Annotated in this window: 20 protein-coding genes and 1 pseudogene; 11 read left to right on the forward strand and 10 right to left on the reverse strand. The window is 73.7% G+C overall.

Translation table 11 applies throughout. The annotated features are described in order from the left end of the window. Positions 1-60: 60 nt before the first annotated feature. Positions 61-1,239 carry an alpha/beta fold hydrolase gene (locus tag ABGB06_RS11065; protein WP_347587875.1) on the reverse strand — a complete coding sequence of 393 codons (1,179 nt, stop codon included), beginning with the start codon at positions 1,237-1,239 and terminating at the stop codon, positions 61-63. A gap of 138 nt (positions 1,240-1,377) precedes the next feature. Between ABGB06_RS11065 and ABGB06_RS11070 the strand changes: the two genes are divergently transcribed. Together ABGB06_RS11070 and ABGB06_RS11075 are read left to right on the forward strand one after the other, a co-directional pair. Beyond that, positions 1,378-3,597, forward strand: coding sequence for an NADP-dependent isocitrate dehydrogenase (locus ABGB06_RS11070; RefSeq protein WP_347587877.1), 2,220 nt, complete (start codon positions 1,378-1,380; stop codon positions 3,595-3,597). A gap of 135 nt (positions 3,598-3,732) precedes the next feature. Next, entirely contained in the window at positions 3,733-5,790 is a 2,058-nt protein-coding gene (locus ABGB06_RS11075) for an ABC transporter ATP-binding protein (protein ID WP_347587878.1), read from the forward strand. 27 nt (positions 5,791-5,817) lie between these two features. Here the strand turns inward: ABGB06_RS11075 and ABGB06_RS11080 are convergent, their stop codons facing one another. Further along, positions 5,818-7,254 carry an RICIN domain-containing protein gene (locus ABGB06_RS11080; RefSeq protein WP_347587880.1) on the reverse strand — a complete coding sequence of 479 codons (1,437 nt, stop codon included), beginning with the start codon at positions 7,252-7,254 and terminating at the stop codon, positions 5,818-5,820. Between the two features lie 451 nt (positions 7,255-7,705). Between ABGB06_RS11080 and ABGB06_RS11085 the strand changes: the two genes are divergently transcribed. Further along, positions 7,706-8,308, forward strand: coding sequence for a gamma carbonic anhydrase family protein (locus ABGB06_RS11085; protein ID WP_347587882.1), 603 nt, complete (start codon positions 7,706-7,708; stop codon positions 8,306-8,308). A 30-nt stretch (positions 8,309-8,338) separates the two neighbouring features. Here the strand turns inward: ABGB06_RS11085 and ABGB06_RS11090 are convergent, their stop codons facing one another. Then, positions 8,339-9,019, reverse strand: a complete 681-nt coding sequence (locus ABGB06_RS11090; RefSeq protein WP_347587884.1) for a VanZ family protein — start codon at positions 9,017-9,019, stop codon at positions 8,339-8,341. A gap of 261 nt (positions 9,020-9,280) precedes the next feature. On the opposite strand from ABGB06_RS11090, the gene ABGB06_RS11095 reads away from it, so the two are divergent. The 3 genes and pseudogenes from ABGB06_RS11095 to ABGB06_RS11105 form a co-directional block, all read left to right on the forward strand. Further along, positions 9,281-9,577 (forward strand): hypothetical protein, encoded by a 297-nt coding sequence (locus ABGB06_RS11095; RefSeq protein ID WP_347587886.1) that lies wholly within the window; start codon positions 9,281-9,283, stop codon positions 9,575-9,577. Between the two features lie 297 nt (positions 9,578-9,874). Next, positions 9,875-10,372, forward strand: coding sequence for a DUF6069 family protein (locus ABGB06_RS11100; RefSeq protein ID WP_347587888.1), 498 nt, complete (start codon positions 9,875-9,877; stop codon positions 10,370-10,372). Between the two features lie 321 nt (positions 10,373-10,693). After that, positions 10,694-10,843: pseudogene (locus tag ABGB06_RS11105) on the forward strand (glycosyl transferase); the annotation flags it as partial. 86 nt (positions 10,844-10,929) lie between these two features. Here the strand turns inward: ABGB06_RS11105 and pip are convergent. Beyond that, positions 10,930-11,904 (reverse strand): prolyl aminopeptidase, encoded by a 975-nt coding sequence (gene pip, locus ABGB06_RS11110; protein WP_347587890.1) that lies wholly within the window; start codon positions 11,902-11,904, stop codon positions 10,930-10,932. A 153-nt stretch (positions 11,905-12,057) separates the two neighbouring features. Here pip and ABGB06_RS11115 point away from each other — a divergent pair, with 153 nt between their 5' ends. Continuing rightward, positions 12,058-12,783, forward strand: coding sequence for a hypothetical protein (locus ABGB06_RS11115; protein WP_347587892.1), 726 nt, complete (start codon positions 12,058-12,060; stop codon positions 12,781-12,783). A 5-nt stretch (positions 12,784-12,788) separates the two neighbouring features. On the opposite strand, the gene ABGB06_RS11120 is transcribed toward ABGB06_RS11115, so the two are convergent. After that, on the reverse strand, positions 12,789-13,727 hold the full coding sequence (locus ABGB06_RS11120) for an alpha/beta hydrolase (RefSeq protein ID WP_347587894.1): 939 nt from the start codon (positions 13,725-13,727) through the stop codon (positions 12,789-12,791). A gap of 171 nt (positions 13,728-13,898) precedes the next feature. Between ABGB06_RS11120 and ABGB06_RS11125 the strand changes: the two genes are divergently transcribed. Together ABGB06_RS11125 and ABGB06_RS11130 are read left to right on the forward strand one after the other, a co-directional pair. Then, positions 13,899-14,753, forward strand: coding sequence for a maleylpyruvate isomerase family mycothiol-dependent enzyme (locus ABGB06_RS11125; protein WP_347587896.1), 855 nt, complete (start codon positions 13,899-13,901; stop codon positions 14,751-14,753). Between the two features lie 251 nt (positions 14,754-15,004). Then, complete coding sequence (locus ABGB06_RS11130) at positions 15,005-16,210, forward strand: Cmx/CmrA family chloramphenicol efflux MFS transporter (protein WP_347587898.1); 1,206 nt, start codon at positions 15,005-15,007, stop codon at positions 16,208-16,210. On the opposite strand, the gene ABGB06_RS11135 is transcribed toward ABGB06_RS11130, so the two are convergent. Both ABGB06_RS11135 and ABGB06_RS11140 read right to left on the reverse strand, forming a co-directional pair. Further along, on the reverse strand, positions 16,194-16,568 hold the full coding sequence (locus tag ABGB06_RS11135) for a hypothetical protein (protein ID WP_347587900.1): 375 nt from the start codon (positions 16,566-16,568) through the stop codon (positions 16,194-16,196). The genes ABGB06_RS11130 and ABGB06_RS11135 overlap by 17 nt on opposite strands. Before the next feature lie 30 nt (positions 16,569-16,598). Continuing rightward, positions 16,599-17,228, reverse strand: a complete 630-nt coding sequence (locus tag ABGB06_RS11140) for a hypothetical protein (protein ID WP_347587902.1) — start codon at positions 17,226-17,228, stop codon at positions 16,599-16,601. An 8-nt stretch (positions 17,229-17,236) separates the two neighbouring features. Between ABGB06_RS11140 and ABGB06_RS11145 the strand changes: the two genes are divergently transcribed. Beyond that, complete coding sequence (locus ABGB06_RS11145; protein WP_347587904.1) at positions 17,237-17,455, forward strand: hypothetical protein; 219 nt, start codon at positions 17,237-17,239, stop codon at positions 17,453-17,455. 69 nt (positions 17,456-17,524) lie between these two features. Here the strand turns inward: ABGB06_RS11145 and ABGB06_RS11150 are convergent, their stop codons facing one another. Then, on the reverse strand, positions 17,525-18,265 hold the full coding sequence (locus tag ABGB06_RS11150; protein WP_347587906.1) for a Clp protease N-terminal domain-containing protein: 741 nt from the start codon (positions 18,263-18,265) through the stop codon (positions 17,525-17,527). 138 nt (positions 18,266-18,403) lie between these two features. Then, positions 18,404-18,856, reverse strand: coding sequence for an Lrp/AsnC family transcriptional regulator (locus tag ABGB06_RS11155; protein WP_347587908.1), 453 nt, complete (start codon positions 18,854-18,856; stop codon positions 18,404-18,406). A gap of 141 nt (positions 18,857-18,997) precedes the next feature. Between ABGB06_RS11155 and ABGB06_RS11160 the strand changes: the two genes are divergently transcribed. Beyond that, positions 18,998-19,630, forward strand: coding sequence for a LysE family translocator (locus ABGB06_RS11160; RefSeq protein WP_347587910.1), 633 nt, complete (start codon positions 18,998-19,000; stop codon positions 19,628-19,630). On the opposite strand, the gene ABGB06_RS11165 is transcribed toward ABGB06_RS11160, so the two are convergent. Continuing rightward, entirely contained in the window at positions 19,627-20,883 is a 1,257-nt protein-coding gene (locus tag ABGB06_RS11165; protein ID WP_347587912.1) for a serine hydrolase domain-containing protein, read from the reverse strand. The two genes, ABGB06_RS11160 and ABGB06_RS11165, sit on opposite strands and share 4 nt — an antisense overlap. Positions 20,884-20,898 lie beyond the last annotated feature (15 nt).

The raw sequence follows: 20,898 nt of genomic DNA on the forward strand, positions 1-20,898 counted from the left end.
CTTCCCCCAGCCGTTACCCGTGACGGTAGCGGGACCTCCCGGCCCCTCGCCCCGTTGTCGCTACGCCGCGGCCCGCCCCGGCTCGGCCGGGAGGAAGGTGTCGAGGGCGGCGGCCACCAGGTCCGGGCGTTCCAGGGTCTGCATGTGCGGGGTGCCGGGGAGTTCCTCGTAGTGGGCGCCCGGGATGCGGTCGGCGATGGGGCGCATCAGCTGCGGGCCGGTCGAGGCGTCCAGTTCGCCGGCCAGCACCAGGGTCGGGACGCCCACGTCGGCGAGGCGGCCGTGGACGTCGAGGCCCTTGAAGGCGCGCCAGGCGGCGGCCCAGTCGGCCGGGACGGCGCACCGGATCCGCTCCCGGGCGTACCGCACGCCCCAGCCGCCCTCCGCCAGGGCCTCGGCGGTGAACCAGCGGGTCAGCGTGGGCGCCACCTGCGCCGACATGCCGTCCCGCTCGGCGGCGGCCGCCCGGTCCTCGAACGACTCCAGCGGCCGGTCGGTGGTGGCCAGCAGGGCCAGCGAGGCGACGCGTTCCGGGTAGGCCACCGCGGCGGTCTGGGCGACCGCGCCGCCGTAGGACAGGCCGACGACGTGGGCCCGGGCCAGGCCGAGCGCGTCGAGCACGCCGACGAGGTCGGCCGCGGCGTCCGCGAGGGTGAAAGGCGCGGGCGCGCCGGCCGCCCGGCCGTGGCCCCGCAGGTCGTAGGCGAACACCCGCCGCCCGGCGGCCAGCCGCGGCATCACCGGCTCCCACATCCGCCAGTCCAGGCCGAGCGCGTGCAGCAGCAGCACCGGCGGGCCCGCCGTGCCGCGCTGGGCGACCAGCGTCTCGTGGTCGGTCAGCCGCGCCCGGTGCGGCACCGCGGGACGGTCGGCGCCCTCCCGGACCAGCACGTCGTCCAGCACGGTGAGCGCGTCGAGCGCCCGCGGGATGCCGGCGTAGCTGGCGACGTGTTCGGCCACCGCGAGCAGCTCGGTCGGCGCGTAGCCGCCGCGCAGGGCGGCCCGGGCGTGGGTGGCCAGCTGCTGTTCGGCGCCGCCCTGCGCGGCCAGCATCGCGACGGTCGCCAGCGCGCGTTCGGCGCGGCCGAGGTCGGCGTTGGCCGCGTTGTCGCCGTAGGCTCCCGCGACGATGGCGTCGTAGAGCCGGGGAGAGCGCCGGCGCACCCACGACAGCGCGTCCTCGGGGGCGGTCCCGGTCAGCGCCACGTACTCGTGGGCGCCCCGGTCGGTGCGGTCCATGGCACCACCATGCGCGACGGAGGCGGCGGGCCGTCCCAGACCCGCCGGGGGTTGGTGTCCGAGCCGAGCGCGCACGAGATATCTTGATATCGAGACGACTTCGTAGCGACCAGAAGCGACCCAGAAGCGGGGTTACCGGTGACTGACTCGACCATCATCTACACCCACACGGACGAGGCCCCGGCCCTGGCCACGTACTCGTTCCTGCCCGTGATCCGGGCGTACGCGGCGACGGCCGGCGTGCCCGTGGAGACCCGCGACATCTCCCTCGCCGGCCGGATCATCGCCAGCTTCCCCGAGCACCTTGCGGCGGACCAGCGGATCGACGACGCGCTCGCCGAGCTCGGCGAGCTGGCCAGGACCCCGAGCGCCAACATCATCAAGCTGCCGAACATCTCCGCCTCCATTCCGCAGCTCAAGGCGGCCGTCGCGGAGCTGCGGGAGCAGGGCTACGCGGTCCCGGAGTACCCGGACGAGCCGAAGACCGACGAGGAGCGCGAGGTCCGCGCCCGTTACGACCGGGTCAAGGGCAGCGCGGTGAACCCGGTGCTGCGCGAGGGCAACTCCGACCGCCGCGCGCCCGCCTCGGTGAAGAGCTACGCCAAGGCCCACCCGCACCGGATGGGGGCCTGGACCTCCGAGTCGCGGACGAACGTCGCGACCATGGGCGTCGACGACTTCCGCTCGACGGAGAAGTCCGCGGTCGTCGCCGCGGACGGCTCGCTGCGCATCGAGCTGGTGGGCGACGACGGCAGCACCACCGTGCTGCGCGAGTCGGTGCCGGTGCTGGCGGGCGAGGTTGTGGACGCGTCCGTGATGCGGGTGGCGGCGCTGCGCGAGTTCCTGACCGCGCAGGTGGGCCGTGCCAAGGCCGAGGGCGTGCTGTTCTCGCTGCACCTGAAGGCCACGATGATGAAGGTCTCCGACCCGATCATCTTCGGTCACGCGGTACGCGCGTTCTTCCCGAAGACGTTCGCCGCGCACGGCGAGACCCTGGCGGCGGCCGGCCTGTCCCCGAACGACGGCCTCGGCGGCCTCCTCAAGGGCCTGGAGGCGCTGGACGGCGGCGCGGAGATCGCGGCCTCCTTCGAGGCCGAGCTGGCCGAGGGCCCCGCCATGGCCATGGTGGACTCGGACCGCGGCATCACCAACCTGCACGTGCCCAGCGACGTCATCGTGGACGCCTCCATGCCGGCCATGATCCGCACCTCGGGACACATGTGGGGCCCGGACGGCCAGGAGGCCGACACCCTCGCGGTGCTCCCCGACAGCAGCTACGCCGGCATCTACCAGGTGGTCATCGACGACTGCCGGGCGAACGGCGCCTTCGACCCCGCCACCATGGGCTCCGTGCCGAACGTCGGCCTGATGGCGCAGAAGGCCGAGGAGTACGGCAGCCACGACAAGACCTTCGAGGTGCCCGGCACCGGCACCGTGCGGGTGGTGGACGAGTCCGGCACCGCGGTGCTGGAGCAGGCGGTGGGCGCCGGGGACATCTTCCGGATGTGCCAGACCAAGGACGAGCCCGTCCGGGACTGGGTGAAGCTGGCCGTCACCCGGGCCCGGGCCACCGGTGACCCGGCCGTGTTCTGGCTGGACGAGACCCGCGCGCACGACGCCGAGCTCATCGCCAAGGTCCGCGCCTACCTGCCGGAGCACGACACCGAGGGCCTGCGGATCGAGATCATGGCGCCGGTCGACGCGATCGCGTTCTCCCTGGAGCGGATCCGCCGGGGCGAGAACACCATCTCCGTCACCGGCAACGTGCTGCGCGACTACCTGACCGACCTCTTCCCGATCCTGGAGCTCGGCACCAGCGCCAAGATGCTCTCCGTCGTCCCGCTGATGAACGGCGGCGGGCTGTTCGAGACCGGCGCCGGCGGCTCCGCGCCCAAGCACGTGCAGCAGCTGGTCAGGGAGAACTACCTGCGCTGGGACAGCCTCGGCGAGTTCCTGGCGCTGGCGGTCAGCTTCGAGCACTTCGCGCAGGTCACCGGCAACCAGGGCGCCAAGGTGCTCGGCGAGACGCTGGACCGGGCGACGGCGACCTTCCTCAACGAGAACAAGTCGCCCACCCGGCGGCTCGGCGGCATCGACAACCGCGGCAGCCACTTCTACCTGGCGCTGTACTGGGCCAGGGAGCTGGCCGCGCAGACCGACGACCCGGCGCTCGCCGAGGCGTTCGGCCGACTCGCCGAGACGCTGGGCGAGCAGGAGCAGGCCATCGTCGAGGAACTGCTCGCGGTCCAGGGCTCCGCGGCCGACATCGGCGGCTACTTCCGGCCCGACCCGGCCAGGGCGTCGGCCGTCATGCGCCCGTCCAAGCGCTTCAACGACGCGCTCGCCAGCCTGGGCTGACCACGGCCGGCTGACCGGAGGCCGGGGAGCGGGCCCGACGCGGCCCGCCCCCGGCCTCCGGCGTCCCGGCGCGTGACGGCGTCGGGCCTCCTCTCGTTGGGCAGACCGCCTGAGGACTCGGGATGGGGAGGCGCGATGCGTGGCGGCCGGGCACGGCGAGATACCGGAGCGAACGGCAGGTCCGGCGCGGGAGACGCCGCGGGCGGCGGCGCGGGGTCCGAGAAGGGTTCCCCCGGCTCGGCGGACGAGCCCACCGTCTCCGCGTCCGAGCGGGAGTTGTTCGGCGGGCGGCTGGTGTACGACACCTCCTGGGCGCGGTACGAGGAGGAGCGCTACCAGCTCGGCCTGCCGGCCATGATCCGCTCGCTGCCGGCCCTGGTGGGCATGGCCGTCACCCTGGCCTGGCACGCCGACCGCCGGGCCACCCGGACCGTGGCGGCGGCCGAGGTCGGCCGGGGCGTCGCCGAGGCCGCCGGCCTGCTGGGCGTCAACGCCCTGCTGACCACGCTGCTCGCCGACGGGGCCATGGCGGACCGGCTGCGCCAGGCGCTGCCGGTGGCGATCTTCCTGGCCTGCGCCGCGGCCGTCGGCGCGCTGTGCCAGGCGGCGTCCACCCTGGCCAGCGGACCGTTGGAGCCGAAGGTCGAACGGGTGGCCCGCGAGCGGTATCTGGAGCGCGCCTGCCAGGTCGAGATGGCGGCCATGGAGGACGAGGAGTTCCACCGGCTGCTGAGCTCGGCGCAGTGGGGCGCCTCCTCGGCCCGGTACCTGGTAGGCGGCTGCGTCACCGTGATCTCGTCCCTGCTCTCCCTGCTGGCCACGGCCTCCGTGCTGACCGTGCTGCACCCGGTGCTGCTGCCCATGCTGGTGGTGATGGTGCTGCCCCGCGCCTGGGCCACGTTGACCGTCGCCCGCCGCCGTTACCGCAGCTTCCACCGCTGGATCCAGCACTCGCGGGGCGCGAGCATGCTCGCCGACCTGATGACGAACACCGACGCGGCGCCCGAGATCCGGGTGCACGACGTGGGGCCGTTCATCCTCCGGCACTTCCGCGGCATGTCGGTCAGCCAGGAGACCGAACAGGCCCGCCTGGCCCGGCTGGCCGCCCGCACCGAGCTGCTGGCCGGCTGCTGCACCGGCGCCGCGGCCGGGGCGACCTACCTGCTGCTGGCCGGGCTGCTGTGGACCGGCGCGATGGCCCTGGCCGCCGCCGGGACGGCCGTGCTGGCCATCCGCACCGGCGCCGCCAACCTCGACGGCCTGGTCCGCACCATCAACCGGGTGCACGAGGACTCGCTGCACGTCGGCGACCTCAAACGGCTGCTCGCCGAGTCCGAACACCGGCGGATCCCCGTCGGCGGGCGCCCGCTCCCGGACGCGGTCCGGCGGATCAGCCTGGAGCGCGTGACGTTCGCGTACCCGGGCTCCACCGGGGCGCCGGCGCTGGACGACGTCAGCCTGACGATCCCCACCACCGGCGGCGTCATCGCCCTGGTCGGGGAGAACGGCTCGGGAAAGACCACGTTGGTCAAGCTGCTGTGCGGCCTGTACCTGCCGCAGCGCGGCCGCATCCTCTGGGACGGGGAGGACGCCGCGACCGTGGACCGGGCCGAGGTGTTCTCCCGCTTCTCCATCGTCCACCAGGATCATTTCCGCTGGCCCATGACCGCCCGGGTCAACGCCACCATCTCCCGCGCCAACACCCCGGTCGACGACGAACGCCTGCGGCACGCCGCGGCCAGCACCGGCGCCGACGACGTCGTCACCGCCCTCCCCCGCGGCTGGCACACGCTCCTGTCCCGCACCTTCCAGGGCGGCCACCAGCTCTCCGGCGGCCAGTGGCAGCGCCTGGGCATCACCCGCGCGCACTACCGTTCGGCGGACATACTCATCGTGGACGAGCCGACGGCGGCCCTGGACGCGCACGCGGAGCAGCGGGTGTTCGACCAGATCCGGGCGCTGGCCGACGCCGGGCAGACGGTCGTGCTGATCACCCACCGGATGGCGTCGGTCCGGCACGCCGACCTGGTCCACGTGCTCCGCGACGGCCGGCTCGTCGAATCGGGCCCGCCCCGGGAGCTGCTGGCCCGCCCCGACGGCCAGTTCGCCGCGATGTACGCCCTCCAGGCCAGCCAGTTCCGGCTCCCCGGCCCGGTGGCCGGGGAGCCGGAGGGAACGGGTGACCCGAGGTGACCCGGGGGACCCGAGGTGGGCTGCCGGTCAGACGCCGATGTCGCTCTGCGGGCCGGCGTAGGTGCGGAGCAGGTTCGGGACCTCGCTCGCCGGGTCCAGCGTGTAGGAGTAGTAGTCGGACGGGTTGAACCCGCTGCCGCCGGTCTCCTGCTGGCCGTCGCAGTCGACCAGGATCGAGCCGCGCTGGACGAGTTGCGCGCCGTCGTCGCGGTAGTAGGGGTCGTGGACGTTCTCGAAGTAGCTGTTCTCGATGACCGTCTTCGACGAGCCCCGGGAGTAGTTGCCGTAGCCGCTGACGTCCTGCAGGTAGTTGTTGTAGAGGTGGGCCAGGGCGACGTTGTCGATGCTCGGGTTGCGCGAGTTGGTGTCGTGGATCCAGTTGTGGTGAATGGTCATCCGCGCGGTGACGTTGCTCGTCCAGCCGATGCCGAAGGACTTGTTGCCCTCCATGAGGACGTTCCAGGACACGGTGAGGTAGCTGGTGTCCTCGCGGCTGTCGATCAGGCCGTCGTTCATCCGCTGGATGCGGTTGTGGTCGATCCAGACGTGGTCGGCGTTGTCCATCTGGATGCCGTCGTAGTCGTACGCGTCGTCGCCCGGGTCGTCGTCGGACATCCGGGTGTCCCGGATGGTGAGGTTGCGGATGATGACGTTGCTGGTGTCCTCGCCCAGGAAGAACCCGCCGTTGACGATGTGGCCCGAGGTGCCGACGCCGATGATGGTCTTGTTCGACGCGACCTCGATCTCCTCGCCGTACGGGGTGACGGTGATCGCCGCGGCCACCCGGATGACGTACGGCGTGCTGGACGTGGCGTACCGCTCCAGATCGCCGAAGTTGGTGACGGTGACGGTGGAGCCGGCCGCGCCGCCGGTGGTGCCGCCGCCGGTGGACGCGAAGCCGTCCGGGCTGTTCGACCAGTCACCTCCGCCGCCGACCTGCTGGAACAGCCACTGTTGGCGGGGAGTCGCGGCGCAGGTCTCCTGAACGATGGCGGCGCCGTTGGACGTCGAGGACCCCTGCACCGACATGCACAGGCCGCTGCTCACGCTGACGATCTGGTACGTGCCGTCACCGCTGGCCGTCAGCGTCCACTGCTGGTTGGCCTTGGTGCCGTCGCCACACCCCCACTGCTGCAACTGGGTGCCGCTGGACGTCGAATGCCCGGTGACGTCGACGCACCGGCCGCTGCTGACGCCCTCCAGCCGGTACCGGCCCGAGCCCGCGGACGCCCACCGGAACTGCTGCCACGACGCCGACGTGCACCCCCACTGCTGCAGCATCGCGCCGTTGTCCTGCGACCCCGCGGTCACGTCCACGCACCGGCCGCTGTGGCCGGCCACCAGCTGGTACGTCCCGCCGGCCGACGGCACCGCCAACGGCGACGGCGGCTCGGCGAGGGCGGGGGCCTGTCCCGACGCCAGGCCGGCGACGGCGAGGAGGAGGGCGGCGAGGACGGACAGCACGCGCCGGTGCGGGGCGCGGCCGGGTCTCCTCGAAAGTTTCGTTCTGTTCGACTGGCTGAACACGGCGTTGGACCTCTCTCGTGCGCACGTCTCGCGGACGTGCGTTGCTGGGCATGACGGACGCCATGGGCAGGGGAGGTCGCGGACGCGGACGAGCGCCCGAGCGGGTCCCGGAACCATGGCGCGTTGGTGCGGTGGAGCGCGGGACGGACACACCACGACTCCGCGCGAACTCCCCTTCCGGACGGCGGCTCAGCCGGAGTCGGGGCGGTGACGTGGCGCGGAGGAACCGAGGCGGCGAGAGAGTGCGGTCCCTGACAGAGCAGTGGAGCGCTGTTCGAAATTTTCGGTGGGACTTCGAAATTCTGACGGGAAGATAGATGCACGAACCCGTCGTGTCAACGGCTCCCGAGGCTTGCGCCGGGCCGGTGCGCGCCCGATGATCCCGTGCATGCTGATCGATCACGAGGGCGTCTCGCCGACCGTCGACCCGTCCGCCTACGTCGCGCCCACGGCCACGCTGTGCGGGGACGTGCGCGTGGCCGCCGGGTGCCGGGTGCTGTTCGGCGCGGTGCTCACCGCGGAGGGCGGCCCGGTGGAACTGGGCGAGGGATGCATCGTGATGGAGAACGCGGTGCTGCGCGGCACCCGCCGGGACCCGCTCCGGATCGGGAACCAGGTGCTGGTCGGCCCCGGCTCGTACCTCACGGGGTGCACGGTCGAGGACGAGGCGTTCCTGGCGACCGGCAGCCGCGTCTTCAACGGCGCCCGGGTCGGCGCCCGGGCCGAGGTCCGCATCAACGGCATCGTGCACCTGCGGACGGTGCTACCGCCCGACGCGCTGGTCCCGATCGGCTGGGTCGCGGTCGGCGATCCGGTGCGGATCCTGCCGCCCGAACGGCACGAGGAGATCTGGGCCGTCCAGAAGGACCTCGACTTCCCCGGCTACGTGTTCGGCCTGACGCGCCCGCCCGCGGGCGAGAGCATCATGCCCGCCGTCTCCACCCGCTTCGGCCACGCCCTGGCCCGCCACCGCAACGACGAGGTCCTCTGAGCAGGCTGCTCCCCCGCGCTCGGTGGACGGTCAGGGGACGCGGTGGGTGCGGACGCGGCGGAGCCAGCCGGGGCGGCCGTCGGGGCCCTCGACGTGGTCCGGGGCGCCGGTGAAGCGGTGCCACCAGTGGTGGCGTCGCGGGTACAGCGCCCGCCCGAGCCGGCGGCCGACGAGGAGGTAGCCGAGCAGCGCGCCGGTCATGTTGAGGAGCACGTCGTCGATGTCGAACGCCCGCCCCTCGACGATCAGGCCCTGGAAGACCTCCACGATCACCATCACCAGCGCGGTGAACGCCGTCACCCGCACGGTCCCCCTGATCCGCGGGAAGAGCATCGGCAGCAGGATGCCGAACGGCACGCCCAGCAGCACGTTGCCGCCGATCTGCCGCACCGTGTCGAACCAGTCGGGCTGGTCGAAGTAGGTGCGGATCGAGGCGCCGGGGCGGAGGTTGGTGTGGGTCAGGTCGACCGAACCGGGCGACGGCACCAGGGTGACCCGGGCCAGCGCCACCGCGAAGCCCACCATGCACACCAGCGCGGCGAAGAGGACCACACCGCGCAGCACCAGCGCCCGCCAGGAGTCGCGTTGCAGCAGCGGCGGCTCGGGAGGCCCGGCCGGCTCGCCCTCCGACGCGGGGGCCACGGCCGCCACGGGCGGCGCGGGTGCGGTCTTCCGTGTCCGTCCCCAGGGAAACGAGATGGACCTGGACATGGTCACCGTCACCGTCCTCACTGCGCCGCGCCCGGCTCCCTCCGCCGGCATCATCGGACCCACCGGGTACCCCGGCCCGGCGCCCCCGTAACGCCCAAGCGCGTCTGACCGGGCGTTAGTTGGTCCCTCGCGTCCAGGTTGCCGCGGTCCGGTTCCCGCAACGTGCCGCTCACCACGTGCCGGGCGGCCGGCCCGGCCCTTGCCGGGCGGATGTGCCTCGCCTTCAATGAGGAGGCTGCTGCTGCCTCAAGGAGGTCAATGATGCGAACTCGTGTGCGTGCGCTCGTTGTTGCCGGTGTCACGGTGGCCGGTCTGGCACTCGGCGGCGGCGCGACGGCGGTGGCGTCGCCGACCGCGGCGCCCGCGGCCGAGCGCCCCGACGGCGGGCCCGTGGGCGCGCTCGACTACTGGCAGTTCCACGATCACTACGCGACCCTCGAGGAGTGCGTCGCCGTGGGCGAGGAGTACCTGTACCCGCACAACCCGGGCGGCGCCGACGACTACGAGTGCGAGGCGAAGGGCGACGGCTGGGACCTCTGGCTGATCTTCGCCACCTGATCCCGACGCGCACCGGCACGGGCCCGTTGCCGGTGCCGGTGCCGTTGCCGGTGAGGCCCGGTTCCCGTGCCGGGCCTCATCCGGAGAGCAACGCGCCGATCCGCGCCGCCCGCGGCGTTCGGAGCCCGACCTCGACGCGTCCTGGCTGGTCGGCGTCGGTCCGAGCGGCGGCTGCGCGGTGGCGATCCGGCTTCCCGAAAAGATTCTCCCGGCGAGCGATGAGTTCCGGTGGTGGTCCCGGTCTACCCCTCAGACAGACACACACCAACTCCCGCTCGACACACAGGAGACACCACCATGAGCGCCACCACTCCCCAGACCCTGACCGCCGCCACCACCACCGCCGCCGCTCCCTCCTCCTCCGGCGTCGCCCGGTTCGTCGCCACCCGCCCCGTGTGGCTCGTCTCGATCGCGGCCGTGCTCGTCGGCGCCGTCGTCACCGAGGCCTTCGCGCTCGTCACCCGAGCCGCGGGCGTGCCGATGGAGGCCGCCAGTCCCGGCGAGACCGAGGCCGCGGCGATCCCCGTCGGCGGCTTCGCCGGAGGCGTCGTCTTCTGGGCCATCGCCGGCATCGTCCTCGCGATAGCCCTGGGCCGGTGGGCCAAGCGTCCCGCCCGCACCTGGGTCATCACCACCACGATCCTGACCGTGGCGTCCTTCGCCGGCCCGATCGTCGCCCCGCACACCGCGGTCTCCACCCAGATCGTGCTGTCCCTCTCCCACGTCGTGGCCGCCGCGGTGATCATCCCCCCGATCGCGCACCGCCTCTCCCACCTCCCCCGCCAGAGCCGGTGACCCCACGCACCACGTCCGGCACCGACCCACCATCGAACCAGCCCTACATCACCCATAGCTCGGCGACATCTCAGCCACATCCCGGTTCTCACCGGCGGTGTGGCTGAGCGCTTTGAGGGCCCCTGCCGGTCCCACGAACGCGATCGTCACCTGAGCATCCTGCTGCGGAAAACCGAGGAACTGGACGACCATCGCCGGCACTGTCTGGTCGGCTTCCTCGCCCCCGAGTTGGCGCGCCCCAACCTTCGGCCCGGTGCCCAACTGCTCATCCTCGAAGGTCCGCGCGTGGTCGGGCCCGCGCGGGTCGCCACCGACGCCACCGACGCCACCGCCGACGCGCTGCGGGACGCGGTGGTCGAACTGACAGGCAGCGCGGAGGTGGCGGCGCGCTGCGCGGCGCTGCGGGACGAGGCGCGCGCCGAGGGCGGCACGGCCCGGGCGGCGGACCTCGTCGAGGGCCTGCTGGACTGAGGTTGGAGTGCTGAGGCTGGAATGCTCGGAGTTGGAGGCGCCGCGTCTCGCGGGTGCGGCGTCTCCGCAGGGCCTCCGTGGCGGCCTCAGCGCCTGGTGCCGAAGCGGTCGAGCGTCTGCAGGATGGCCTTCAGCATGGCGGGGCTGCCGATGTGGCCCGCGTCGCGGATGACCCGCAGTTCGGCGTCCGGCCACGCCCTGGCCAGCTCCCATCCGGTCACCAGTGGGCTGCCGAGGTCGAGCGCGCCGTGGAACAGCACACCGGGGATGCCCGCCAACCGGTCTGCGTCGCGCAGCAGTTGGCCGTCCTCCAGCCAGGCCCGGTGGGCGAAGTAGTGCGTGCAGATCCGGACGAAGGCCATCAGCGCGTCGCTCGGCCGGTCGCTGTACGCGCCCGGGTGGCCGAGTGCCTCGTGCGCGATGACGGCGTCCTCCCAGGTGCACCAGTCCCGCGCGGCCCGCGAACGCACCGCCGGATCCGGGTCGTTGACCAGCCGGGCGTAGGCGGCCACCAGGTCGCCGCCCCGGTCCCCGGGCGGCAGCGCGTCGCGGAACGCCTCCCAGGCGCCGGGCAGGAACCGGCCGACGCCCCCGTAGAGCCAGTCGATCTCCTCCGGGCGGGTCATGGTGACGCCGGTGATGACGATCTCGGAGACCCGCTCGGGGTACCGCTCGGCGTAGGCGAGGATCAGCGTCGAGCCCCAGGAGCCGCCGTACAGCAGCCACCGTTCCACGCCGAGGTGTTCGCGCAGCCGTTCCATGTCGGCGACGAGGTGCTGGGTGGTGTTGTGCTCCAGGCTGACCGCCGGGTCCCCGGCGTGCGGCCGGCTCTCGCCGCAGCCGCGCTGGTCGAACAGGATGATGCGGTACGTGGCGGGGTCGAAGACCGTGCGGGCGCCGCGGCGCCCGCCGCTGCCGGGGCCGCCGTGCACGCACAACGCCGGCTTGCCGTCGGGGTTGCCGCTGGTCTCCCAGTAGATCCGGTTGACGTCGGCGCCGCCGTCGCCGACGTCGAGCAGCCCGTGTGCGTACGGCTTGACGGGCGGGAACGGCTTGGACACGGCGGTCTCCTCGTACGGCGTGGGTGGCGGGCGGCCCCGCGACGTTACCGAGTTCCGGGCCGCGAGGCGCCCCCGGGCTCCTCGTCCGGCGGGGCCGGCCGGGCCGGCCGGGGGCCGTACGCCCCGGCTCGCCGTCCTGGTTAGGGTGGCGGGGTGGTGCCGACCTCACATCCCCTGCTCACCCTCCTCCTCGCCGCCGCCGACGGTCACTATCCGCCCGTGGACGGCGGCGTGACGGTGCTGCCGCCGCTGCGCCGCGGGCTGGAGTGCTCGGTCGCGTTCACCGGACACGCCGTCGTGGCCACGGCGTTGTCCGAGGAGACCGTCCTCGGGCTGGGCGCGAACGGCTTCGGGGGATCCCTGACGCCCGGCCTGCTGAGCCATCTCGCGGGCCCGGGCGGCTGGATCGACGTCATCGACGTGACGCTGGTCGCGCGCGGCACCGGCCGCGCGAGCGCTCCGCCGTCGGCACCGGCGACGGCATCGGCACCGGCGACGCCTGCGCTGCCGGAACGCCACGACGCCGAGGACTTTCCGCGGGTGCGGCACGCGCGCGACGTCCGGCGCGGCGTCCGCGTCTACGGCGACGAGCGCGGGGTGGTCACGCTGGCGGCCGACGGTCTGGCCGGGCGGCGCGAGCTGAGCATCGAGCTCGAAGGTTCCGAGCGCACGGCCGGCCGGGGCGCCGGCCGGGCGCTGCTGCGCGACGCGTTGGACCTGGTGCCGGCGGGCGAGCCGGTTTTCGCCGCCGTCTCCCCCGGCAACGCCCGCTCGCTGCGCGCCTTCCTGGCCGCCGGTTTCACGCCGCTCGGCAGCGAGGTGCTGCTCCGCCCCGCGCGCGACACGGCGGCGCCGGTCGCCGCGGCGGGCGCCCCCTAGTCGAGCTAGTCGAGCGCGGACTCCCACGCGGTGCCGTCGGACGTCGCGTCGGCGCGGAGGCGGTCGCGGGCCGTCGGGTCGGCGTAGAGGCTCCAGCGCATCCAGTCGACGAGGGCGTCCCGGGTCTGCGGGTACGTCGCGCCGTCCTCGTAGACGTACTCGTCGTGGCCCTGGTCGAGGTGGGTGAGGAACGCCTTGGGCCAGGCCGTCTCCTCGTACATCCGCCGGGCGACCGCGTAGTCGGCGGTCGGGTCCGCGGCGCCGTGCACGAACAGGACGTTGACCGGCGCGCCGGCCGGATCGCCCACCTCGAACGCGGCGAGCAGCGCGGCGGCGGCGATCCGTTCGTCCCGCCAGTCGGTCAGCAGGGCGTGGGTGGTCATGCCGCCCAGCGAATGGCCGGCGGCGCCGATGCCGTTGCGGTCGTCCAGATGGCCGTTGAACGGGTCGCCGGGGGCGGCGTTCAGGGCGAGGGTCAGGGAGACGACCTCGGAGAGGTCCTTCGGCCGGGTGCCGTCGGTGACGGCGTCGGCGGTGTTGTCGGGGAAGTCCGGGGCGGTGACGACGAATCCGGCGGCGGCGAGCGGGAGGATGAGGGAGAGGTAGCTCTCCGGCGTGGTGCGCATGCCGTGGCTGAACGCCACGACGGGGAAGCGGCCGTCGGCGATCAGGGCCTCCGTCACGGGGTCGCTTCCCGGGGTGCCGATCGCCGGGTACCAGATCCGGGTGAGGAGCGGGCGGCCCTCCCGCAGCCAGGAGAACTCCCGCACGCCGACGGCGAACGGCTCGTCCGGCGCCCGCGGCGCCCGGCCGTCCGCGGCGCCCTGGACCCGGGTCGGCGTCCCCGTCGGGGACCGGTCCAGCATCCGCTCGGCGCCCAGCGCGGCAGCGCCGACGCCGGTCGCGGCGGTGATGGTGAGTAACGTGCGCCTACGCACGGACATGCAGACTCCTGGGGACGTGGTGTGGGGACACACTCCGCCTCCCAGCCCGCGCCGAACGTAACAGCGCGGCCGGGTCCGTGTCAGCAGAACGGTTCGGCTGCCCGAACGTCGCGACGGCACGCGGCGATTTCCGGTGGCCGGGCGGGCGGCGCGGCTGGCAGGCTGAGGCGCATGACGCCGAACGCCGTCGGCGTGCCCGAGCACGGATGGCTCGGCGCGCCCCTCAACGCACGCCCGCTGTTCGCGCCGGAGCACGCGGCGCTCGTCGGGACGCTGCGCGCGCTCGCGCCGGCGGACTGGACGCGCGAGGCGGTGCCGGGGTGGACCGTCCGCGACCTGGCCGTCCACGTGCTGGGTGATCAGTACGGCCGGTTGGCCCGCCGGGACGGCCATCGCACCGGGCCGGGTCCGGGCCCGGGCGAGTCGCTGGAGGCGTTCATCCACCGCGTCAACCAGGAGTGGGTGGACGCCCACACCCGGCTGAGCCCGGCCGCGCTCACGGACACGCTGGAGCTGACCGGCGGCCAGGTCGCGCGCTTCTTCGTCGAGGCGGACCCGGCGGAGGCGTCGTTGGGCGTGTCCTGGGCCGGGATCGACCCGTCGCCGATGTGGCTGGACACCGCCCGCGAGTTCACCGAGTACTGGACCCATCGGCAGCAGATCCGGCACGCGGTCGGCCAGCCCACCGACCCCGACCCGGGCGCGCTGTCGCTGGTCCTGGACACGTTCCTGCGCGCCCTGCCGCACACGCTCCGCTCCGTCGCGGCGCCGGCCGGCACCCGGGTCCGCGTCGTGGTGACCGGCCCGGCGGGCGGCGCCTGGACCGCGACGGCGACGCCCGCGGGCCGCTGGTCCCTGGCCGAGCCGCCGGGCGAGGCCGCCGCCACGGTCACGCTGGACGCGGAGACCGCCTGGCGCCTCTGCACCCGCGGCGTCACCCCGTCCGTCGCCCTGTCCCGTGCCGACGTCGCGGGCGATCCCGCCCTGGCCGAGGCCGCCTGCCAGATCGTCTCGATCGTCTACTGACCCCCGACAATCCGGTTGAGCGGCCGGGCGGGGCCGGGTTACGTTGGCCCCGTGACGAGCCCCGAATCAGACAGAGCGGAGCCGCCGGTCGTCCGGCGGCGGGTCGTTGACTGACCGACACTGCTCGGCTCTCTGATCGTTCCCCCTTCCGGTGACCGGACGCGTGCTCCGCGTGTCTGGTGCGGTCTCGACGTCCGTCGAGGTCCGGCGCGCGGATCTTCCTGTTCGCGCTCAACGCCGGAGTCGATTCCTTGCCTCTCTTCGTCTACGTTCTCGGGCTCGCCGTCTTCGCCCAGGGAACCTCCGAGTTCATGCTGGCCGGCCTCGTGCCGGGCATCGCTCACGACCTGTCCGTCTCCGAGGGCGCGGCCGCGAGCCTGACCTCCGCCTACGCCGTCGGAATGATCGTCGGCGCGCCCGTGATGGCCGCGCTCGGCGCGCGGTGGCCGCGCCGGCGGGCGCTGGCCGGCTTCCTGGCGGCGTTCGTCGTCGTGCACCTCGTCGGCGCGGTGACGACGTACTATCCGCTGCTGTTCGGCACCCGGATCGCCGCCGCGATCAGCAACGCCGGCTTCCTCGCGGTCGCCATGTCCGTGGCCACCAGCCTCGTCGCCCCGGAGCGGCGGGCGCGGGCCACCGCGGTCCTGCTGTCCGGGGTGACGCTGGCGTGCGTCGTCGGCGTGCCCGCGGGCGCGCTGCTCGGGGACCGGGCCGGCTGGCGCTCCGCCTTCCTCGCGGTCGCCGTCCTGTGCCTGCCGGCGCTGGCACTGGTGTTCCGGTCGGCGCCCGCCGGCGCGGCGCGTCGGCCGAACGTCGAACTCCGGCGGGAGGCACGGGCGTTGCGGTCGCGCGCCGTGCGGCTGGCGCTGGTGCTCGCGGCGTTGGTCAACGGGGCGACGTTCGCGACGTTCGCCTACCTCGCCGTCATCGCCACCGAGGTCACCCGGCTGCCCGACGGGGCGGTTCCCGGGCTGCTCGCCGCGTTCGGCGTGGGCGCGTTCCTCGGGGTCAACGCGGCGGGGCGCGGCGACGGGCGGCTGCGGCGGGGCCTCGTCCTGGCCCTGTGCGCACTGCCCGCCGGGTGGCTGATGCTGGGCGTGGCCAGCCCGCACGCCGTCGCGCTGTTCCTGGTGTCGGTGGTGCTGGGCGGCCTGTCGTTCGGCGTCGGCTCCGCCCTCGTCGGTCGGGTGATGCACGTCGCGTCCGACGCGCCGGCGCTGAACGGGGCGTTCGCCACCGTGGCGTTGAACGCGGGGGCGTTCCTGGGGCCGTTGCTCGCCGGCGCGGTGACCGGGGCGACGGGCAGCGCCCAGGGCGCGCCGTGGGTGAGTGCGGGGCTGGCGACGGCGGCGCTCGCCGTCCTGGCCGCCGCGCGGCTCCGCGGTGCTCCCGAACCCGCGACGCGCGCTCCAGGTGAACAGCCGCGGACGAGCCGCGATGTCAGTGGCGCCACCTAGGGTCACTGTCCGTGACCTCACGACTCGACACGGGTAGCCCGGCCTCGTCCCGGCCGGCGCTGCCCCGGACATACCTCCTCTGGCTCGCCGGCACCCGGGCCTCGTTGCTCGGCGACGCCGTCATGTACTTCGCGCTGGGCTGGGCGGCCAGCGCGCACGGCGGCGCCATGGCCGCCCTGGTGTTGACGGCCGTCACGTTCCCGCGGATGGCACTGCTGCTGCTCGGCGGCGCGGTCGGCGACCGGTTCGGCGCCCGGCGGGTGATGGTCGTCGGCGACTCCGTCATGATCACGGTGGCGCTGCTCCTGGCGGTCGTGAGCCTGCGATGGGGGACGCCGCCGTGGCTGCTCCTGGTCACCGCCGCGGCCATGGGCACCGTCGACGCGTTCTATCTGCCCGCGACGGGATCGATGCCGCGGCGGTTGGTGGGCCGGGAGCTCCTTCCGCGCGCACTGGCCCTCCAGCAGGCCAGCGCGCAGGTCGCGCTCCTGCTCGGCGCGCCGCTCGGCGGCTTGCTCGTCGCGGCCGGCGGGCTGTCCGGCGCGGCCGTCGCCGACGCGGCGACCTTCGCGGTGGTCCTGGTGGTGCTCGTCCGTCTCCGGCCGGCGTTCGAGGCCGAGCGGTCGCCCCGCGAGGGAAGCCTGCTCGGCGAGGCGGTCGACGGGGTGCGGCTGGCGATGCGGGACCCGGTGCTGCGGCCCGCGTTGTTGCTGACGGCCGGCGCCGCGGGGTCGCTGCTGCCGGTGGTCTCGCTGCTCAACCCGCTGCTGGCCAGGGAGCACGGCTGGGGCGCGGGGGTGGCGGGGCTGGTGGCCGGCGGCCAGAGCCTGGGGATGGTGGCGGTGTCGCTGGTGGTCACGCGGCGCGGCGCCCTGCGCCGGGTGGGCGTGGGGGCGGCGGGCGGACTGTGCGCCGCGGCCCTCGGCATCGCCGCGCTGGCCGCGGCGCCCGTCGCCGGCGTGGCGGTGGCGGCGGGGACCGTGGTGGGCGTGGGGTCCGGGATGTTCGCCTGCCACATCGCCCCCGTTGCTGCTGACGAACATCCCGGAGACGCATCTCTCCCGGGTCCAGGCCCTGGTGACGCTCGTGCAGAGCACGTCCCTGGTGATATCCAACAACGCCCTCGGCGTTCTCGCGGACACCAGGTCCGCGACGCTCGCCACGGCGGTCTGCGCGGTCGCCGTCTGCGGCACGGGCGTCGTCGGGCTCATCTCCGGGCCGCTCCGCCACCTGCGCCAGGGCTGAACCCGGCAGGACCGAACCCCGTGGGAAGGGCCACGGCGGGGCGGGCCACGGCGGGCGAGCGGGTGGGCGTCACTTCTCCTTGTCGGCGACGATCGTGCCGATCTGCTGCTCGATGCTCGCCTCGGCCGCGGCCTTGTCGACGCCGAGGTCGGACAGCGGGCCCGTGCCGCCCTCGTGTTCCAGGAGCGCGAGCAGGAGGTGCTCGGTGCCGATGTAGTTGTGGCCGAGGCGCAGGGCCTCCCGGAAGGTGAGCTCCAGCGCCTTCTTCGCGTCGGCGTCGTACGGGATCAGCTCCGGGACGTCGCCCTCGGCGGCCGGCGGCAGGGTGGCGATCACCGCCTCGCGCACGGCCTCCAGCGTCACGCTCTGCGCGAGGATCGCCTGGGCGGCGATCGCGGTGGGCTCGCTGAGCAGGCCGAGCACCAGATGCCCGGTGCCGGTGTGGGCGTGGTTGGCGGCGTGGGCCTCGTTGTGGGCCGCCATGACGACGTTCTTGGCGCGCGGGGTGAACCGGTTGAAGCCCTGGCTGGGGTCGAGGTCCGTCCCCTCACCCGGGTTCTTCGGCACGAACCGCTTCTGGGCGGCCTGCCGGGTCACGCCCATGCTCTTGCCGATCTCCGTCCAGGAGGCGCCGGAACGCCGCGCCTGATCCACGAAGTGCCCGATGAGATGGTCCGCCACCTCGCCGAGGTGGTCGGCGGCGATGACGGCGTCGGTGAGTTGGTCGAGCGGGTCGGGGTGAACCTTCGTGATGGCGTCGATCAGGTCGTCGAGACGGATCGGGTGGGTGCTGCGCGAGGAGTTCGACATGAGGCAACCCTAGGTTGACAGTCCCCGATCGTCAACCCGAGGTTGACAGTCCCGTCAGGAGCGGACGGCCGCCGACGACGCGCCTCGTCACCAGCGAGCGTTCAAGGTCAACCGCCGGACACCCGGCAGCGCGACCGGTCACGCCGGAAGCGGGCGGTCACTCACGACGTGCTTCATCACCAGTGTGGAGGTCAGCCGCTGGACGCCGGGCAGCGTCGCCAGATGGTCGTCGTAGAGCCGCTGGAACGCGGCCAGGTCGGCGGTCACCACGCGCAGCAGGTAGTCGGGCTGGCCGAAGAGCCGTTGGGCCTGGAGCACCTGGGGAATCGCGGACACGCCGCGCTCGAAGTCGGCGACCGTGTCGCGGTCGCCCTGCCGCAGCGTGGCCATCACCAGGGACTCGAAGTTCAGCCCGACCCGGGCCGGGTCCACGACCGCGCGGTAGCCGCGGATCGCCCCCGACCGCTCCAGCTCCCGCAGCCGCCGATGGCACGGCGAGACGCTCAGCCGCACCCGCGCGGCCAACTCCGTCACCGTGAGCCGGCCGTCCTGTTGCAGCTCGGCAAGTATCTGTCGATCCAGCGCGTCCATGAGCAAAATCCTCCCCCGAACAGGCCGCTGAAGGGAAGAACTCGGGAACACTTCCGCCGAGAACGGACATAGTCTCCCTCCCAGACCCAGACCCAGACCCAGACCCAGAACCGGACCCGGATCCGGCGGGAGGAGCGAGGCATGGACACGCGCAGCGCGGCGGCGTTCCTGATCATCGACCTGCTGCTGGTCTGCACGCCGGGCGCCGACTGGGCCTACGCGATCAGCGCCGGCCTGCGGGAGCGGTCGGTCGTCCCCGCGGTCGGCGGCATGGTGGCCGCCTACGCCGCCCACACCGTGCTCGCGCTCACCGGCCTCACCCTGCTCGTCGCGGGCTCCGCCGGGCTGCTCACCGCGCTGACCGTGGCCGGCGCCGGCTACCTCGTCTGGCTGGGCGGAACGGTGCTGACCCGCCCGGCCGGGCCCGTCTCCCCGGAGGCACCGGGCGTCGCCGCCTCACCGTGGCGGACGGCCGCGAAGGGCTTCGGGATCAGCGGACTCAACCCCAAGGGGCTGCTGCTCTACTTCTCCCTGTTCCCCCAGTTCGTCAGCACCGACGCCGGCGCCTGGCCGGTCGCCGCCCAGACGGCCCTGCTCGGCGGCCTCCACATGACCAACTGCGCCACCGTCTATCTCGCCGTCGGTGTGCTGGCCCGCCGGACGCTCGCGGCGCGTCCGGCGGCGGCCCGCGCGGTCACCCGGGTGTCCGGCGCGGCCATGGTCGGCATCGGCGCCCTGCTCCTGGCGGAACACCTCACGCCCTGGGACGCCTAGGAGGCGCCGCTCCGGCACAACTCCTGGTCCACGAGCGTCATCATGGCCGACTGGGTGTCCTGGGACCCGTCGCCGGTGACGTACACCGTGCCGGTCCTGGCTCCGTCGGGGGTGACGCCGACCCAGGTGGTGTAGCCGAGCAGCTCGCCCCGGTGGCCGTAGTAGCTGCCGCCACAGGACAGCGGGATCTCCGCCAGGCCGAGTCCGTAGCGCGCGGGGTCCAGTTCGGGCGCGGGCACCGTGGCCGTCAGCGCGTCGACCTCCGCCGGCTCCAGCAGTCGGCCGTCGAGCAGGGCTGCGTAGAACCGGTTCAGGTCGTGCGTGGTGCTGATGATCGAGCCGGAGGCGACGGCCATGCTCGGGTTGAGCTCGGTGACGTCGATGGTGGTGTCGGTGCCGAAGGCGGCGTAACCGTGGGCGTGCGGGCCCCGGACGAACGGGAAGGTGGTGGGCGTGCTGGTGTCCGCCAGGTCCAGCGGGCGGATGATCCGGGAGTTCACCTCCTGCGCCCAGCTCCGGCCGGTGACCTCGTGGATGATCATTCCGGCGAGGACGTAGTTGGTGTTGGAGTACGACCAGTCGGTGCCCGGGGGGAACTCGCGGGTCTGCCGCATCGCGAGCGCCACCAGCTCCTCGGCGGTGTAGTCGCGGTACCGCTCGGCCCGGTAGCCGTCGGCGGTGTTCAACGCGGGGATCTCGGCCAGCACGTCGGGGATGCCGCTGGTGTGCTGCAGCAGCTGCCGGACCGTGACCTGGCTGCCGTCGTTGCCGTTGCCCTGGACCACCCCCGGTAGCCAGTGTTCGACGGTGTCGTCGAGGGACATCTCCCCCTCGCCCACGAGTTGCAGCACGACGGCGGCGGTGAAGGTCTTGGTGGCGCTGCCGATCCGGAACCTGCCGTCCCACGGCATCGGCCGCCCGGTGCCCTGTTCCGCCGTCCCGGCCCGAGCGCGGTTCCGGGCGTCCGGTGACGTCGACTCCGCGGACACGCCGACGGTTCCGGTGTCGTGGACCGCGTCCACCAGCCGCTGGAGCTGGTCGGCCGGCCGTCGTTCCGTGGCCGCCGCCGACTCCGCCCCGGCGTCGGCCGACGCGGCCGCCGCGCCGGCCGCCACGGCCATCACGATCCCGGCCACGGTGGTCCGAACGAACAGGCCGCGCCGACGTCTTCCCGGCAACAGCATGGTGATCCCCTTGTGCTGCGGAGCTGGTGGTCGGCGTCCATCCCACCAGCGCAGGAGGGCTCGATCCATCCGGCCTCCCCCCGG

Source organism: Streptomyces sp. B6B3 (assembly GCF_039871525.1).
Classification (GTDB): domain Bacteria; phylum Actinomycetota; class Actinomycetes; order Streptomycetales; family Streptomycetaceae; genus Streptomyces.